This is a genomic window from Escherichia sp. WS1450, assembly GCF_046487395.1.
In the GTDB taxonomy this organism is placed as follows: Bacteria; Pseudomonadota; Gammaproteobacteria; order Enterobacterales; family Enterobacteriaceae; genus Escherichia; species Escherichia coli.
The window spans coordinates 1-14,474 of sequence record NZ_JBJQJO010000029.1 but is presented as its reverse complement, the minus strand read 5'-3'; the positions used below and the strand labels follow the sequence as shown (position 1 = coordinate 14,474).

The 14,474-nt window shown below is 50.7% G+C and carries 15 protein-coding genes; 10 read left to right on the top strand and 5 right to left on the bottom strand.

The features are described 5' to 3' along the window. Positions 1 to 2 precede the first annotated feature (2 nt). The gene (rfaF, locus tag ACJHYR_RS23525; RefSeq protein WP_000699227.1) at positions 3 to 1,049 is read right to left on the bottom strand and encodes an ADP-heptose--LPS heptosyltransferase RfaF; all 1,047 of its coding nucleotides are present in this window, start codon (positions 1,047 to 1,049) and stop codon (positions 3 to 5) included. A 9-nt stretch (positions 1,050 to 1,058) separates the two neighbouring features. Further along, a complete protein-coding gene (rfaD, locus tag ACJHYR_RS23520) occupies positions 1,059 to 1,991 on the bottom strand; it encodes an ADP-glyceromanno-heptose 6-epimerase (protein ID WP_000587750.1) in 933 nt (310 codons plus the stop codon). A gap of 303 nt (positions 1,992 to 2,294) precedes the next feature. Here rfaD and yibB point away from each other — a divergent pair, with 303 nt between their 5' ends. The 4 genes from yibB (at position 2,295) to waaH (ending at position 6,932) form a co-directional block, all read left to right on the top strand. Beyond that, positions 2,295 to 3,152 carry a protein YibB gene (gene yibB / locus ACJHYR_RS23515; protein ID WP_000842829.1) on the top strand — a complete coding sequence of 286 codons (858 nt, stop codon included), beginning with the start codon at positions 2,295 to 2,297 and terminating at the stop codon, positions 3,150 to 3,152. A gap of 275 nt (positions 3,153 to 3,427) precedes the next feature. Further along, positions 3,428 to 4,624, top strand: a complete 1,197-nt coding sequence (gene kbl, locus ACJHYR_RS23510; RefSeq protein ID WP_001213834.1) for a glycine C-acetyltransferase — start codon at positions 3,428 to 3,430, stop codon at positions 4,622 to 4,624. Positions 4,625 to 4,633: 9 nt separating this feature from the next. Further along, entirely contained in the window at positions 4,634 to 5,659 is a 1,026-nt protein-coding gene (gene tdh, locus ACJHYR_RS23505) for an L-threonine 3-dehydrogenase (protein WP_000646019.1), read from the top strand. 238 nt (positions 5,660 to 5,897) lie between these two features. Next, positions 5,898 to 6,932 carry a UDP-glucuronate:LPS(HepIII) glycosyltransferase gene (waaH, locus tag ACJHYR_RS23500; RefSeq protein WP_000982100.1) on the top strand — a complete coding sequence of 345 codons (1,035 nt, stop codon included), beginning with the start codon at positions 5,898 to 5,900 and terminating at the stop codon, positions 6,930 to 6,932. On the opposite strand, the gene ACJHYR_RS23495 is transcribed toward waaH, so the two are convergent. From ACJHYR_RS23495 to gpmM, 3 genes are read right to left on the bottom strand one after another with little or no spacing between them, the layout of a single operon-like run. Then, a complete protein-coding gene (locus ACJHYR_RS23495; protein WP_000483832.1) occupies positions 6,919 to 7,878 on the bottom strand; it encodes a divergent polysaccharide deacetylase family protein in 960 nt (319 codons plus the stop codon). The two genes, waaH and ACJHYR_RS23495, sit on opposite strands and share 14 nt — an antisense overlap. A 3-nt stretch (positions 7,879 to 7,881) precedes the next feature. Then, complete coding sequence (gene envC / locus ACJHYR_RS23490; protein ID WP_000196271.1) at positions 7,882 to 9,141, bottom strand: murein hydrolase activator EnvC; 1,260 nt, start codon at positions 9,139 to 9,141, stop codon at positions 7,882 to 7,884. 33 nt (positions 9,142 to 9,174) lie between these two features. After that, positions 9,175 to 10,719: a 2,3-bisphosphoglycerate-independent phosphoglycerate mutase gene (gpmM, locus tag ACJHYR_RS23485; protein ID WP_000116566.1), complete on the bottom strand. Its 1,545-nt coding sequence runs from the start codon at positions 10,717 to 10,719 to the stop codon at positions 9,175 to 9,177. A gap of 244 nt (positions 10,720 to 10,963) precedes the next feature. Between gpmM and ACJHYR_RS23480 the strand changes: the two genes are divergently transcribed. The 6 genes from ACJHYR_RS23480 to ACJHYR_RS23455 all read left to right on the top strand — a co-directional run. After that, the gene (locus tag ACJHYR_RS23480; protein WP_001156181.1) at positions 10,964 to 11,395 is read left to right on the top strand and encodes a rhodanese-like domain-containing protein; all 432 of its coding nucleotides are present in this window, start codon (positions 10,964 to 10,966) and stop codon (positions 11,393 to 11,395) included. 142 nt (positions 11,396 to 11,537) lie between these two features. Continuing rightward, the gene (gene grxC, locus ACJHYR_RS23475; protein WP_000024389.1) at positions 11,538 to 11,789 is read left to right on the top strand and encodes a glutaredoxin 3; all 252 of its coding nucleotides are present in this window, start codon (positions 11,538 to 11,540) and stop codon (positions 11,787 to 11,789) included. A 62-nt stretch (positions 11,790 to 11,851) separates the two neighbouring features. Continuing rightward, positions 11,852 to 12,319: a protein-export chaperone SecB gene (gene secB / locus ACJHYR_RS23470; protein WP_000003377.1), complete on the top strand. Its 468-nt coding sequence runs from the start codon at positions 11,852 to 11,854 to the stop codon at positions 12,317 to 12,319. Beyond that, entirely contained in the window at positions 12,319 to 13,338 is a 1,020-nt protein-coding gene (gene gpsA / locus ACJHYR_RS23465; RefSeq protein ID WP_001076190.1) for an NAD(P)H-dependent glycerol-3-phosphate dehydrogenase, read from the top strand. The genes secB and gpsA overlap by 1 nt, the downstream gene beginning before the upstream one ends. Positions 13,339 to 13,417: 79 nt before the next feature. Next, positions 13,418 to 14,239, top strand: coding sequence for a serine O-acetyltransferase (gene cysE, locus ACJHYR_RS23460; protein ID WP_001277561.1), 822 nt, complete (start codon positions 13,418 to 13,420; stop codon positions 14,237 to 14,239). A gap of 82 nt (positions 14,240 to 14,321) precedes the next feature. Next, positions 14,322 to 14,474: helix-turn-helix domain-containing protein (locus tag ACJHYR_RS23455; RefSeq protein WP_001624254.1), on the top strand; the 153-nt coding region annotated here is incomplete at its 3' end.

Sequence of the window (14,474 nt, the reverse complement as noted above, 5' to 3'; positions counted from 1 at the left end):
CGTCAGGCTTCCTCTTGTAACAATAGCGCGTTGAGTTCTTCCAGTGCGCGCTGGGGAGTAATGTCGATCAAGCTCTGGTGATAACCCTCCGCAGCGTCACCTTTACGCACTTTGTGATAGCCGGTAATCAGGCGGATCACGCGTGCTTTATGGGATAGCGGCGGTGTGAAGTCCGGGCTACTCGGACCATACAGGGCAACCAGCGGACGATTGAGCGCCGCCGCAACGTGCATCAGGCCAGAATCGTTAGTGACAATGGCTTTACAGGCTGCAATCAGGATAACCGCTTGATCAAGCTGTGTTTCCCCCGCCAGGTTCCGGCACCATGCCTGCTGCTCGGTATTCAAAGCGGCAAGAATCTCATTGCCCGCTTCATGATCTTTCGCCGAGCCAAACAGAACCACCTGATAACCTTCATCAATCAGCTGCTTTGCCAGTTCCGCATAGTGGTAGTGTGGCCAGCGTTTTGCCGGACCAAACTCCGCACCCGGGCAAAAGCCAATCATCGGACGTTCTGATGAAAGCGAAAATTGATTACAGGTATATGATTTTTCACCTTCGCTCACCTGCAACTGCGGCCATAACAATGGCTGCGGCAGATCTTGTGCTGTACGCATAATGCCTTTGTCATAGGCCAGCGCGACATAGCGTTCCACCATTAGCGGCCAGGCTTCTTTATCGAGCACGCGTACATCGTTAAGTAAACCGTAGCGCATCTCGCCGCGCCAGCCGGTGCGATGAGGAATACCCGCGAAGAAAGGCACTAATGCGGACTTGAAGGAGTTGGGTAAGACGTAGGCGCGGTCGTAGCGCTTTTCACGCAGACTATGACCCAGTTTGCGGCGTTCGCCGATTTCCAGCGCTCCGTGACCGAGAGGCATAGGGATAGCTTCGTTAACTTCCGGCATCCGCGATAATAATGGACGGCACCATGCCGGTGCCATCACGTCGATTATCGCCTGGGGATAGCGCGCCTGGAGCGTGCGATAGAGACTTTGCGACATCATCATGTCGCCAACCCAAGACGGGCCGATCACCAGTATTTTCATGCAGAGCTCTTATGCGTCGCGATTCAGCCAGGCCATGTATTCCGTTACACCTTCAGCAACGGTTTTGAACGGTTTGTCGTAACCCGCCGCGCGCAGATTTGTCAGATCAGCCTGAGTGAACGCCTGATAGCGGCCTTTCAGTTTATCCGGGAACGGAATGTATTCGATCTGCCCTTTCTTGTGATAAGCAAGCGTAGCATCTGCTACTGCCTGGAAGGATTCTGCACGACCGGTGCCGAGGTTGAAGATACCGGAAACGCCATTTTCCAGGAACCACAGGTTTACATCTGCTACGTCGCCCACATAGACGAAGTCACGTTTGAAGTTCTCGCTACCTTCAAACAGCTTCGGTGATTCACCGTTGTTAAGCTGAGTGTTGAGATGGAAAGCGACGCTCGCCATGCTACCTTTATGGCCTTCACGCGGTCCATAAACGTTGAAATAGCGGAAGCCAACAATCTGCGAGTTCGCTTCAGGCAGGATTTGGCGAACATATTCATCAAACAGGAATTTTGAGTAACCGTAGACATTCAACGGTTTTTCATATTCGCGGGATTCAATAAAGTCGGAGGTGCGACCGCCGTAAGTGGCTGCAGAAGAAGCGTACAGGAACGGGATTTCGCGCTCAAGGCAGTAGTGCAGCAGCTCCTTGGAGTATTGATAGTTGTTATCCATCATATATTTGCCGTCCCACTCGGTGGTGGAAGAGCACGCGCCTTCGTGGAAAATCGCTTCGACATCGCCGAACTCTTCGCCAGCCATAATCTGGATCAGGAAGTCTTCCTTATCCATATAGTCCGCGATATCCAGATCCACCAGGTTCACAAACTTGGTGCCGTCTTTCAGGTTGTCCACCACCAGAATATCGGTGATGCCTTTGTCATTCAGGGCTTTAACGATGTTGCTGCCGATAAAGCCCGCGCCGCCGGTAACGATGATCATAACTGTAACCTTCGAATTATGGAGTCAGAGACAATCTCAGACACGAATGTCTGTAATCATACCATCACATCCGAATCCCTTCAGCCCTTTACATAGAGATGCAAGGATGCTAATTGCAACAAACTAGTTTGGGTTTTAGCCAGTCCTTCATGGCGGATGTTGGATTTGCACGTGAATAGTGCTTTAGTATCAATATTCCGATGTATGATAAATAACTGAAACATTTGAATGGATAATATACAGTATACATTCTGTTAATATTTATGATATAATTCTTTTTTTATATTAATGGTCTTATTAGTAATGAAATCATCCACCACAATTATCACTGCATATTTTGACATTGGTAGAGGGGATTGGACTGCTAATAAAGGGTTCCGTGAAAAACTAGCTCGTTCAGTTGATGTTTATTTTAGTTACTTTGAGCGTCTGGCCGCACTTGAAAATGAGATGATTATTTTCACTTCTCCCGATTTGAAATCAAGGGTTGAAGCGATTCGCAACGGAAAACCAACAACGGTTATCGTTATCGATATAAAAAAGAAATTTAGATATATCAGAAGTCGTATCGAAAAAATTCAAAAAGATGAGTCGTTTACAAATAGACTTGAGCCTCGACAATTAAAAAACCCAGAGTACTGGTCACCAGAGTATGTTTTGGTATGTAACCTTAAGGCCTATTTTGTAAATAAAGCTATCAACATGGGCTTAGTGAAAACGCCTCTTGTTGCGTGGATAGATTTTGGCTATTGCCGTAAGCCAAATGTAACTCGAGGATTGAAAATTTGGGATTTCCCATTTGATGAAAATAAGATGCATCTTTTCACTATAAAAAAAGGGCTTACTGTCACATCTCAACAACAGGCTTTTGATTTCATGATTGGCAATCATGTATATATTATTGGTGGCGCAATTGTTGGTTCACAGCATAAATGGAAAGAATTCTATAAATTAGTTCTGGAAAGTCAAAAAATAACCCTAAACAATAACATTGTAGACGATGACCAGGGCATCTTTGTCATGTGCTATTACAAACGTTCCGATCTCTTCAACCTAAACTATCTGGGGAGAGGAAAATGGTTCGATTTGTTTCGCTGCTTCAGGAGTAACACTTTAGGGGCAAAAATGCAGGCGCTGAGAATTTTCCTTTCAAGAAAATAGGTTTCCCTCCATTAGTGGGTAGCGTTTTGATGCCAACTGAGATAGGAAAAAATGATGCTTTGGCATCATTTTTTCTTTTTATATCAATGCAGTAAAATCACTCATCATTATGCCCAGCCAAAACTGTACAGTTTTTCTACTATCTATAGGTGTTGAGAGACATCAAGATTCACGTTATTTATCCTGAATTTTGCAGAAGTGTTAACGCGTCATCTCGTCGCAACCTATAAGTTTGGGTAATATGTGCTGGAATTTGCCCTGTCTGGAGAATCGCAATGCGTGGAGAATTTTATCAGCAGTTAACCAACGATCTGGAAACCGCACGGGCGGAAGGGTTGTTTAAAGAAGAGCGCATTATTACGTCTGCGCAGCAAGCAGATATCACTGTGGCTGATGGAAGCCACGTCATTAACTTTTGTGCCAATAACTATCTCGGACTGGCGAATCATCCGGATCTGATTGCGGCGGCAAAGGCGGGAATGGATTCTCACGGTTTCGGCATGGCTTCGGTGCGTTTTATTTGCGGCACTCAGGACAGCCATAAAGAGCTTGAACAAAAACTGGCGGCCTTCCTGGGGATGGAAGATGCGATTCTCTACTCTTCCTGCTTTGATGCTAACGGTGGCCTGTTTGAAACGCTGTTGGGCGCGGAAGACGCCATTATCTCCGACGCACTGAACCACGCGTCTATTATTGATGGTGTGCGTCTGTGCAAAGCTAAACGCTATCGTTATGCCAACAACGATATGCAGGAGCTGGAAGCACGTCTGAAAGAAGCGCGTGAAGCCGGTGCGCGTCATGTGCTGATTGCCACCGATGGTGTGTTCTCGATGGACGGCGTGATTGCCAATCTGAAAGGCGTTTGCGATCTGGCAGATAAATATGATGCCCTGGTGATGGTAGATGACTCCCACGCGGTAGGTTTTGTCGGTGAAAACGGTCGTGGTTCCCATGAATACTGCGATGTGATGGGCCGGGTCGATATTATCACCGGCACGCTCGGTAAAGCGCTGGGCGGGGCTTCTGGTGGTTATACCGCGGCGCGCAAAGAAGTGGTTGAGTGGCTGCGCCAGCGTTCTCGTCCGTATCTGTTCTCCAACTCGCTGGCACCGGCCATTGTTGCCGCTTCCATCAAAGTGCTGGAGATGGTTGAAGCGGGTAGCGAGCTGCGTGACCGTCTCTGGGCGAACGCGCGTCAGTTCCGTGAGCAAATGTCGGCGGCGGGCTTTACCCTAGCGGGAGCCGATCACGCCATTATTCCGGTCATGCTTGGTGATGCGGTAGTAGCGCAGAAATTTGCCCGTGAGCTGCAAAAAGAGGGCATTTACGTCACCGGTTTCTTCTATCCGGTCGTTCCGAAAGGTCAGGCGCGTATTCGTACCCAGATGTCTGCGGCGCATACCCCTGAGCAAATTACGCGTGCAGTAGAAGCATTCACGCGTATTGGTAAACAACTGGGCGTTATCGCCTGAGGATGTGAGATGAAAGCGTTATCCAAACTGAAAGCGGAAGAGGGCATCTGGATGACCGACGTTCCTGTACCGGAACTCGGGCATAACGATCTGCTGATTAAAATCCGTAAAACAGCCATCTGCGGGACTGACGTTCACATCTATAACTGGGATGAGTGGTCGCAAAAAACCATCCCGGTGCCGATGGTCGTGGGCCATGAATATGTCGGTGAAGTGGTAGGTATTGGTCAGGAAGTGAAAGGCTTCAAGATTGGCGATCGCGTTTCTGGCGAAGGCCATATCACCTGCGGTCACTGTCGCAACTGTCGTGGCGGTCGTACCCATCTGTGCCGCAACACGATCGGCGTCGGCGTTAACCGTCCGGGCTGCTTCGCCGAGTATCTGGTGATTCCGGCGTTCAACGCTTTCAAAATCCCTGACAATATCTCCGATGATCTGGCTTCCATTTTTGATCCCTTCGGTAACGCCGTGCATACCGCGCTGTCGTTTGATCTGGTGGGCGAGGATGTGCTGGTCTCTGGTGCAGGCCCGATTGGTATTATGGCGGCGGCGGTGGCGAAACACGTTGGTGCACGTAACGTGGTGATTACTGATGTTAACGAATACCGCCTTGAGTTGGCGCGTAAAATGGGTGTCACCCGTGCGGTTAACGTCGCTAAAGAGAACCTCAATGATGTGATGGCAGAACTGGGCATGACCGAAGGCTTTGATGTCGGTCTGGAAATGTCCGGTGCGCCGCCAGCGTTTCGTACCATGCTCGACACCATGAACCACGGCGGTCGTATTGCGATGCTGGGTATTCCACCATCTGATATGTCTATCGACTGGACCAAAGTGATCTTTAAAGGCTTGTTCATTAAAGGTATTTACGGTCGTGAGATGTTTGAAACCTGGTACAAGATGGCGGCGCTGATTCAGTCTGGCCTCGATCTCTCGCCGATCATTACCCATCGTTTCTCTATCGATGATTTCCAGAAGGGCTTTGACGCCATGCGTTCGGGCCAGTCCGGGAAAGTTATCCTGAGCTGGGATTAACACAAACAAGGGCTGGTATTCCAGCCCTTTTTCCTGAGGATAATCCGTTAAATATGTAAAATCCTGTCAGTGTAATAAAGAGTTCGTAATTGCGCTGATCTCTTATATAGCTGTTCTCATTATCTCTCTACCCTGAAGTGACTCTCTCACCTGTAAAAATAATATCTCACAGGCTTAATAGTTTCTTAATACAAAGCCTGTAAAACGTCAGGATAACTTCAGAGGTTGTCGGTAATTTATGATGAACAGCACCAATAAACTTAGTGTTATTATCCCGTTATATAATGCGGGTGATGATTTCCGCACTTGTATGGAATCTTTAATTACGCAAACCTGGACTGCTCTGGAAATCATTATTATTAACGATGGTTCAACGGATAATTCTGTTGAAATAGCAAAGCATTACGCAGAAAACTATCCGCACGTTCGTTTGTTGCATCAGGCGAATGCTGGCGCATCGGTGGCGCGTAATCGTGGGATCGAGGTGGCGACGGGCAAATATGTCGCTTTTGTCGATGCTGATGATGAGGTGTATCCCACCATGTACGAAACGCTGATGACCATGGCGTTAGAGGACGACCTCGACGTGGCGCAGTGCAACGCTGACTGGTGTTTTCGTGAAACGGGAGAAACCTGGCAATCCATCCCCACCGATCGCCTTCGCTCAACCGGCGTATTAACCGGCCCGGATTGGTTGCGGATGGGGCTTTCTTCCCGCCGTTGGACTCACGTTGTCTGGATGGGGGTTTATCGCCGCGATGTTATTGTTAAAAATAACATTAAATTTATTGCCGGATTACATCATCAGGATATTGTCTGGACAACAGAATTTATGTTTAATGCGCTGCGTGCGCGATATACCGAGCAATCGTTATATAAATATTATCTGCATAATACGTCAGTGAGTCGGTTGAATAGACAAGGGAATAAAAACCTTAATTATCAACGTCACTATATTAAGATTACCCGCCTGCTAGAGAAATTAAATCGAAATTATGCCGACAAAATTACGATTTATCCGGAATTTCATCAGCAAATAACTTACGAAGCATTGCGTGTTTGCCATGCGGTGCGCAAAGAGCCGGATATTATTACCCGCCAACGGATGATTGCTGAGATATTTACTTCCGGTATGTATAAGCGCCTGATTACCAATGTGCGCAGCGTGAAGGTGGGTTATCAGGCGTTACTGTGGTCTTTCCGCTTATGGCAATGGCGCGACAAAACGCGGTCGCACCATCGCATTACGCGTAGCGCCTTTAATTTACGCTAGCGTTAAGCTTCGCCGCTTCAGGCTGTTTGCCCCAGCCTTGCCACTGATGCTGGAAGTAAACGATCAGCGTGCTCTGGCTGATGCTTTCGCTTAATACTTCAAAGAAGCGATTAGCATAAACAGGTTCCAGCGGTTTCTTCGGTTTGCAGAGCTTCACGCCACGGAACGGATTACGCGGTGTGTCGGGCACAGTGTTTTTCGGCGGTGTAGACGTATCAACCTGCGGTTCATTCAGCAAGCTGCTGGCTTTCACCAGCGTAATGTCTGGCGGCAGGTTATAAACCATCTGTTGTAACACGCGTACCGTGGAAGGGTGAGGATGCCCAATGGCAATGGTCGAACCGTTGCGACGTGCCAGGTCAATTGCGCGATTGAATTGCACACGGATGTCCGCTTCATTTTGCGAATCGTCGAGGAACACTTTCCGTTTGATCACCTTCACGCCAGTGCCTTGCGCTGCGCGCATCGCCTGGGTATTACCGATGGTTACGCTGTCGAGGAAGTAAAGATTGTAACGCTCCAGCGCCTGCATCACTTTCTGCATACCAAACAGGTTAGAGGTCATCTTGCTGCCCATGTGGTTGTTGATCCCCACGGCATAGGGCACGTTATTGACCGCACTACGAATAATGCGCTCAATTTCGTCGCTGCTCATCTCCGGGCGTAGCGTATTTTTCTCCAGCGGCTGTTTACTCAGTGGTGCCATCGGTAGATGAATCAACACTTCGTGACCGCTGTTATGCGCTTTGGTCGCCATCTCTCTGGCGTGCGGTGAATCGGGTAATACAGCGACGGATATAGCGGAAGGCATCGCCAGCACCTGGTTTTCGTTGTGCGGGCGATACCCAAAATCATCAATGACGATGGCAAGCTTGCCAGCAATTACGGGGGAGGAGAGCGCCAACAGAGCGGCAAATGCAAGAACGTTACGACGAAATGGAAACAAAACTTATCTTCCCAACCACGGCTGTGGATTGACCGCCTGACCCTGGCGGCGAATTTCGAAATAGAGTGAAGGCCGACCCTGACCGCCACTGCTGCCCACCAGTGCAATCGGCTGGCCCGCGCGAACCTGCGAACCAACGCTCACCAGTGCGCTCTGATTATAGCCGTAAAGACTCATGTCGCCTTTACCATGCTCAACCACCACCACCAGACCGTAGCCTTGCAGCCAGTCAGCCAGAATCACCCGACCGTCGGCAATTGCTTTAACTTCAGTACCTTCAGAGGCACCGATAACCATTCCTTTCCAGCGTAATTCACCCTGTAGCTGCTCGCCATAGCGATGCAGCGTCGGCCCGCGAACTGGCCAGAATGCCTGACCACGCGGCGCACCCAGGCCACCAGTTCGGGACATCAGCGATTTTTCGCTTTCGGTCGGTTTGTAGGTGGTGCCTTTGCGCGTCGCTTCTTTCTGGCGGTCGCGAACCGCCTGGGCCTCACGCGCTTCTCGTTCAGCACGCGCTTTCGCCGCGGCTTCCGCACGGGCAATGCTGTTACGCAGACGGGATTCGTTGGCGCGCAGCTCGCTCAACTGTTGCTGACCTTGCTGGATGGAAGACTCCAGCCCTGCCAGCGTCTTTTTACGCTCGTTCAGCGCCTGGGTCAGCTTCGCCTGTTGGGCGCGCTGCTCATACAACAGCGTTTGTTGCTCGCTCTGTTTCTCTTCCAGCTCGGCGCGTTGCATAGCGACTTCTTCACGCGTTTGTTTCAACTGAGCAATGGTTTCTTGTCGCGCCTGGTTGAGATAGCCGAAATAAGCCTGTAAACGCTGTCCACGCTGGCTTTCTTCACCGCTGAGAATCAGCTGAATACCGGTATGCTCGCCCTGACGGAATGCGGCATCCAGTTGTGCGGCGAGGCTGCGCTCCTGGGCGGCTTTTTGCTGCTCCAGTTTGGCAATCGACGCGTTCATCTCATCAATCTGTTTATTCAGTTGATTGAGCGTGTTTTGCGTTTCGCGCAGCTTACGGGTGGCTTCCGAGATCGCTTCTTCCTGCTTTTTCAACTGAGCAAGCAGGCTGGAGCGTTGTTGTTGCTTTTGGCGTACCGCGCGCTCTTTCGCGGCGATATCGGCCTGAATAGATTTGAGTTGGTCACGCTCATCCGCGTGGGCGGAAAAGGCGCACAACAATACGCCAGCGCTAAGAACGCTGGCGTAGATGATGGGCCTGATTGCAAACCTGCGCGGTTTCACGGCCCGTGTCATGGTATTAATCGCCTTTCCCCTCATGGGGAGGGATTATTCCACGATGAACAGCGGCTTACCAGTCATCTCTTGCGGGATTTCCATACCCATCAGCGACAACATGGTCGGCGCGATGTCAGAAAGTTTGCCGCCTTCAACCGCTTTCACGTTCTTATCACCAACATAAATCAGCGGAACTGGCAGGTTGGTGTGTGCCGTGTGTGCCTGACCCGTTGCCGGATCGCGCATCTGTTCAGCGTTACCGTGGTCAGCGGTGATCAGCAGTTGTCCACCCACGGACTCAACTGCTTTCGCGACTTCTTCCACGCAGTGATCCAGCGCTTCAACCGCTTTAACCGCCGCTTCCATCACCCCGGTGTGACCTACCATGTCGCCGTTCGGATAGTTACAGATAATGGTGTCGTATTTGCCGCTCTTGATTGCCGCAACCAGTTTTTCGGTCAGCTCTGCGGAGCTCATTTCCGGTTGCAGATCGTAGGTAGCCACTTTCGGTGAGTTGATCAGAATGCGATCTTCGCCTTTGAACGACTCTTCTACGCCACCGTTGAAGAAGAAAGTAACGTGGGCATATTTTTCGGTTTCGGAAATACGTAACTGAGTTTTGTCGTTTTTCGCCATCCACTCGCCGAAGGTGTTAACCAGGGAAGCGGGTGGGTAAGCAACCGCAGTTTTGATGTCAGCGGCGTATTCGGTCAGCATCACGAAATCGACGTTAACCACTTTCTTACGCGCGAAGCCATCGAAATCAGCGTTCACGAATGCACGAGTGATTTCACGTGCGCGGTCAGCACGGAAGTTCATGAAAATCAGCGCATCGCCGTCTTCCATTGCCGCGTCTGGCTGACCTTCTGCACGGATAACGGTCGCTTTCACGAATTCGTCGTTTTCGTCGCGAGCATAAGCAGCCTGCAAACCAGCAACGGCGGTATCGGCCTGGAACTCACCCTGCGCCAGAGTTAGCAGGTCATAAGCTTTTTCAACGCGATCCCAACGGTTATCGCGGTCCATGGCGTAGTAACGACCAATGATGGACGCTACGCGGCCTTTGCCCAGTGCGGCAAATTTTTCTTCGAATTTTTTCAGCGAGGATTCGGCACTGCGCGGTGGAGTGTCGCGACCGTCAAGGAATGCGTGCAGGTAGATTTTTTCTGCGCCGCGTTCAGCGGCCAGTTCTACCATCGCCATGATGTGATCTTCGTGGCTGTGTACGCCGCCTGCGGACAGCAGACCCATAATGTGAACTGCTTTGCCTGCGTTTTTCGCTTTATCTACCGCGCCAGTCAGTACCGGGTTAGCGAAGAAAGCGCGATCTTTGATTTCAACGTCCAGACGAGTCAGGTCCTGATACACGATGCGGCCGGCACCCAGGTTAACGTGGCCTACTTCGGAGTTACCCATCTGACGGTCAGGCAGACCGACTTCCAGACCGGAAGCGTCGATCAGGGTATGCGGACGATTGGCCCACAGTGCATCCATTACCGGGGTTTTAGCACTAAAAATGGCGTTATCCTGCTGTTCTTCACGATAGCCATAGCCATCCAGAATCACCAGTACCATAGGTTTTTTAGAAACCGACATTGCGACAACCTCATACTCAAGAGTCAAAATTTGCGTAATTTTACTACAGCTGAATCGATAAAATAGCCTCTGAAGATCAAAATATACGACCGCTCGCAGCAAGCCGATGCCAGATTTGCGCTTTTTTTTCGTCGCGCCCCGCAAAATTGCATTCCAGTTAACGCGCTGGCTGTATTTGCCGCACCGCGCAGGTATACTCCTTTCCTGGTTTTTTTAATCACTACGTCGGGAGTTGTTACCCCCCATGCAAGAAATTATGCAATTTGTTGGCCGTCATCCCATACTGAGTATCGCCTGGATCGCGTTACTGGTGGCGGTTCTTGTGACTACGTTTAAGAGCCTGACCTCGAAAGTGAAGGTGATTACTCGTGGTGAAGCTACGCGTCTGATCAACAAAGAAGATGCTGTGGTTGTGGATTTACGTCAGCGTGATGACTTCCGTAAAGGCCATATCGCAGGTTCTATCAACCTGTTGCCGAGCGAAATCAAAGCCAACAATGTTGGTGAGCTTGAGAAGCACAAAGACAAACCGGTTATCGTGGTAGACGGTTCTGGCATGCAGTGCCAGGAGCCTGCAAACGCGCTGACGAAAGCTGGTTTTGCGCAAGTATTCGTGCTGAAAGAGGGCGTTGCTGGCTGGGCTGGCGAAAACTTACCTCTGGTGCGCGGCAAATAATTTACCTGTCGTCTTTCATGATGCAGGCCGTTAGCTGCAATTAGGCCCCCAGCGACTTATTGTTATAAGCTTCTGGGGACACTCCATTTTGCAGCCGCCCTGCAACAAGAAATTTTCAGGGTAAAAAAACAGGAGCTAAGTTATGGCCAATGTTGAAATCTATACCAAAGAAACCTGCCCGTATTGCCATCGTGCGAAAGCACTGCTGAGCAGCAAGGGCGTGAGTTTTCAGGAGTTACCGATCGATGCCAACGCCGCTAAGCGTGAAGAGATGATCAAACGCAGCGGTCGCACCACGGTTCCCCAGATTTTTATTGACGCACAGCACATTGGCGGCTGTGATGACTTGTATGCATTGGATGCACGTGGTGGACTGGATCCCCTGCTGAAATAACGTGTGAACGTTGGCATTACATTGCGCAGTATTTAAGGACAACACTTAAGGGTTTTCTACACATGTCAGAACAAAACAACACCGAAATGACTTTCCAGATCCAACGTATTTATACCAAGGATATTTCTTTCGAAGCGCCGAACGCGCCGCACGTTTTCCAGAAAGATTGGCAGCCAGAAGTTAAACTTGATCTGGATACGGCATCTTCTCAACTGGCAGATGACGTTTACGAAGTGGTACTGCGTGTTACCGTAACGGCCTCCCTGGGCGAAGAAACCGCGTTCCTGTGTGAAGTTCAGCAGGGCGGTATTTTCTCCATCGCGGGTATCGAAGGCACCCAGATGGCACATTGCCTGGGTGCATACTGCCCGAACATTCTGTTCCCGTATGCTCGTGAGTGCATCACCAGCATGGTATCCCGCGGTACATTCCCGCAACTGAACCTTGCGCCGGTTAACTTCGATGCGCTGTTCATGAACTATTTGCAGCAGCAGGCTGGCGAAGGTACTGAAGAACATCAGGATGCCTGATGAACCAACGTAATGCTTCAATGACTGTGATCGGTGCCGGCTCGTACGGCACCGCTCTTGCCATCACCCTGGCAAGAAATGGCCACGAGGTTGTCCTCTGGGGCCATGACCCTGAACATATCGCAACGCTTGAACGCGACCGCTGTAACGCCGCGTTTCTCCCCGATGTGCCTTTTCCCGATACGCTCCATCTTGAAAGCGATCTCGCCACTGCGCTGGCAGCCAGCCGTAATATTCTCGTCGTCGTACCCAGCCATGTCTTTGGTGAAGTGCTGCGTCAGATTAAACCGCTGATGCGTCCTGATGCGCGGCTGGTGTGGGCGACCAAAGGTCTGGAAGCGGAAACCGGGCGTCTGTTACAGGACGTGGCGCGTGAAGCGTTAGGCGATCACATTCCGCTGGCGGTTATCTCTGGCCCAACGTTTGCGAAAGAACTGGCAGCAGGTTTACCGACGGCTATTTCGCTGGCCTCTACCGACCAGACCTTTGCTGATGATCTCCAGCAACTGCTGCACTGCGGCAAAAGTTTCCGCGTTTACAGCAATCCGGATTTCATCGGTGTGCAGCTTGGCGGCGCGGTGAAAAACGTCATTGCCATTGGCGCGGGAATGTCCGACGGTATCGGTTTTGGTGCGAATGCGCGTACGGCGCTGATCACTCGTGGGCTGGCTGAGATGTCGCGTCTTGGCGCGGCGCTGGGTGCCGATCCTGCCACCTTTATGGGCATGGCGGGGCTGGGCGATCTGGTGCTTACCTGTACCGACAACCAGTCGCGTAACCGCCGTTTTGGCATGATGCTCGGTCAGGGCATGGATGTACAAAGCGCGCAGGAGAAGATTGGTCAGGTGGTGGAAGGCTACCGCAATACGAAAGAAGTCCGCGAACTGGCGCATCGCTTCGGCGTTGAAATGCCAATAACCGAGGAAATTTATCAAGTATTATATTGCGGAAAAAACGCGCGCGAGGCAGCATTGACGTTATTAGGTCGTGCACGCAAGGACGAGCGCAGCAGCCACTAAACCAAGGGAACCTTTGTTACCTCTATGACCCGGCCCGCGCAGAACGGGCCGGTCATTATCTCATCGTGTGGAGTAAGCAATGTCGTGTGAAGAACTGGAAATTGTCTGGAACAATATTAAAGCTGAAGCCAGAACGCTGGCGGACTGTGAGCCAATGCTGGCCAGTTTTTACCACGCGACGCTACTCAAGCACGAAAACCTGGGCAGTGCACTGAGCTACATGCTGGCGAACAAGCTGTCATCGCCAATTATGCCTGCTATTGCTATCCGTGAAGTGGTGGAAGAAGCCTACGCCGCCGACCCGGAAATGATCGCCTCTGCGGCCTGTGATATTCAGGCAGTGCGTACCCGCGACCCGGCGGTGGATAAATACTCAACCCCCTTGTTATATCTGAAAGGTTTTCATGCCTTGCAGGCCTATCGTATCGGTCACTGGCTGTGGAATCAGGGCCGCCGCGCACTGGCAATATTTCTGCAAAACCAGGTTTCTGTAACGTTCCAGGTTGATATTCACCCGGCAGCAAAAATTGGCCGCGGTATCATGCTTGACCACGCCACGGGCATCGTTGTGGGTGAAACGGCGGTGATTGAAAACGACGTATCGATTCTGCAATCTGTGACGCTTGGCGGTACGGGTAAATCTGGTGGCGACCGTCATCCGAAAATTCGTGAAGGTGTGATGATTGGCGCGGGCGCGAAAATTCTCGGCAATATTGAAGTTGGGCGCGGCGCGAAGATTGGCGCAGGTTCCGTGGTGCTGCAACCGGTGCCGCCGCATACCACCGCCGCTGGCGTTCCGGCACGCATTGTCGGTAAACCAGACAGCGATAAACCGTCAATGGATATGGATCAGCATTTCAACGGTATTAACCATACGTTTGAATATGGGGATGGGATCTGACGTCCTGTGATTGTGCCGGATGCGATGTAATTGAACTGCACCCCAAATGTTGGACATAATCTGACATCTGAAGGTGCAGTTTATGAAACATTCATTTGAAGTAAAACTTGCCGCTGTAAATCACTACCTGGCTGGTCATGCAGGCATCATTTCTACGGCAAAACTCTTTCAACTTTCTCACACCAGCCTCTCACACTGGATTAATCTTTTTCTTCTTCACGGTCCTCGGGCACTG

What these genes read in the sequence shown, in the direction of transcription:
- gpmM (WP_000116566.1), bottom strand. Translation starts at nt 10,719, where the DNA reads ATGTCGGTTTCTAAAAAACCTATGGTACTGGTGATTCTGGATGGCTAT.
- gpsA (WP_001076190.1), top strand. Translation starts at nt 12,319, where the DNA reads ATGAACCAACGTAATGCTTCAATGACTGTGATCGGTGCCGGCTCGTAC.
- waaH (WP_000982100.1), top strand. Translation starts at nt 5,898, where the DNA reads ATGATGAACAGCACCAATAAACTTAGTGTTATTATCCCGTTATATAAT.
- grxC (WP_000024389.1), top strand. Translation starts at nt 11,538, where the DNA reads ATGGCCAATGTTGAAATCTATACCAAAGAAACCTGCCCGTATTGCCAT.
- yibB (WP_000842829.1), top strand. Translation starts at nt 2,295, where the DNA reads ATGAAATCATCCACCACAATTATCACTGCATATTTTGACATTGGTAGA.
- cysE (WP_001277561.1), top strand. Translation starts at nt 13,418, where the DNA reads ATGTCGTGTGAAGAACTGGAAATTGTCTGGAACAATATTAAAGCTGAA.
- ACJHYR_RS23480 (WP_001156181.1), top strand. Translation starts at nt 10,964, where the DNA reads ATGCAAGAAATTATGCAATTTGTTGGCCGTCATCCCATACTGAGTATC.
- tdh (WP_000646019.1), top strand. Translation starts at nt 4,634, where the DNA reads ATGAAAGCGTTATCCAAACTGAAAGCGGAAGAGGGCATCTGGATGACC.
- rfaF (WP_000699227.1), bottom strand. Translation starts at nt 1,049, where the DNA reads ATGAAAATACTGGTGATCGGCCCGTCTTGGGTTGGCGACATGATGATG.
- rfaD (WP_000587750.1), bottom strand. Translation starts at nt 1,991, where the DNA reads ATGATCATCGTTACCGGCGGCGCGGGCTTTATCGGCAGCAACATCGTT.
- kbl (WP_001213834.1), top strand. Translation starts at nt 3,428, where the DNA reads ATGCGTGGAGAATTTTATCAGCAGTTAACCAACGATCTGGAAACCGCA.
- envC (WP_000196271.1), bottom strand. Translation starts at nt 9,141, where the DNA reads ATGACACGGGCCGTGAAACCGCGCAGGTTTGCAATCAGGCCCATCATC.
- secB (WP_000003377.1), top strand. Translation starts at nt 11,852, where the DNA reads ATGTCAGAACAAAACAACACCGAAATGACTTTCCAGATCCAACGTATT.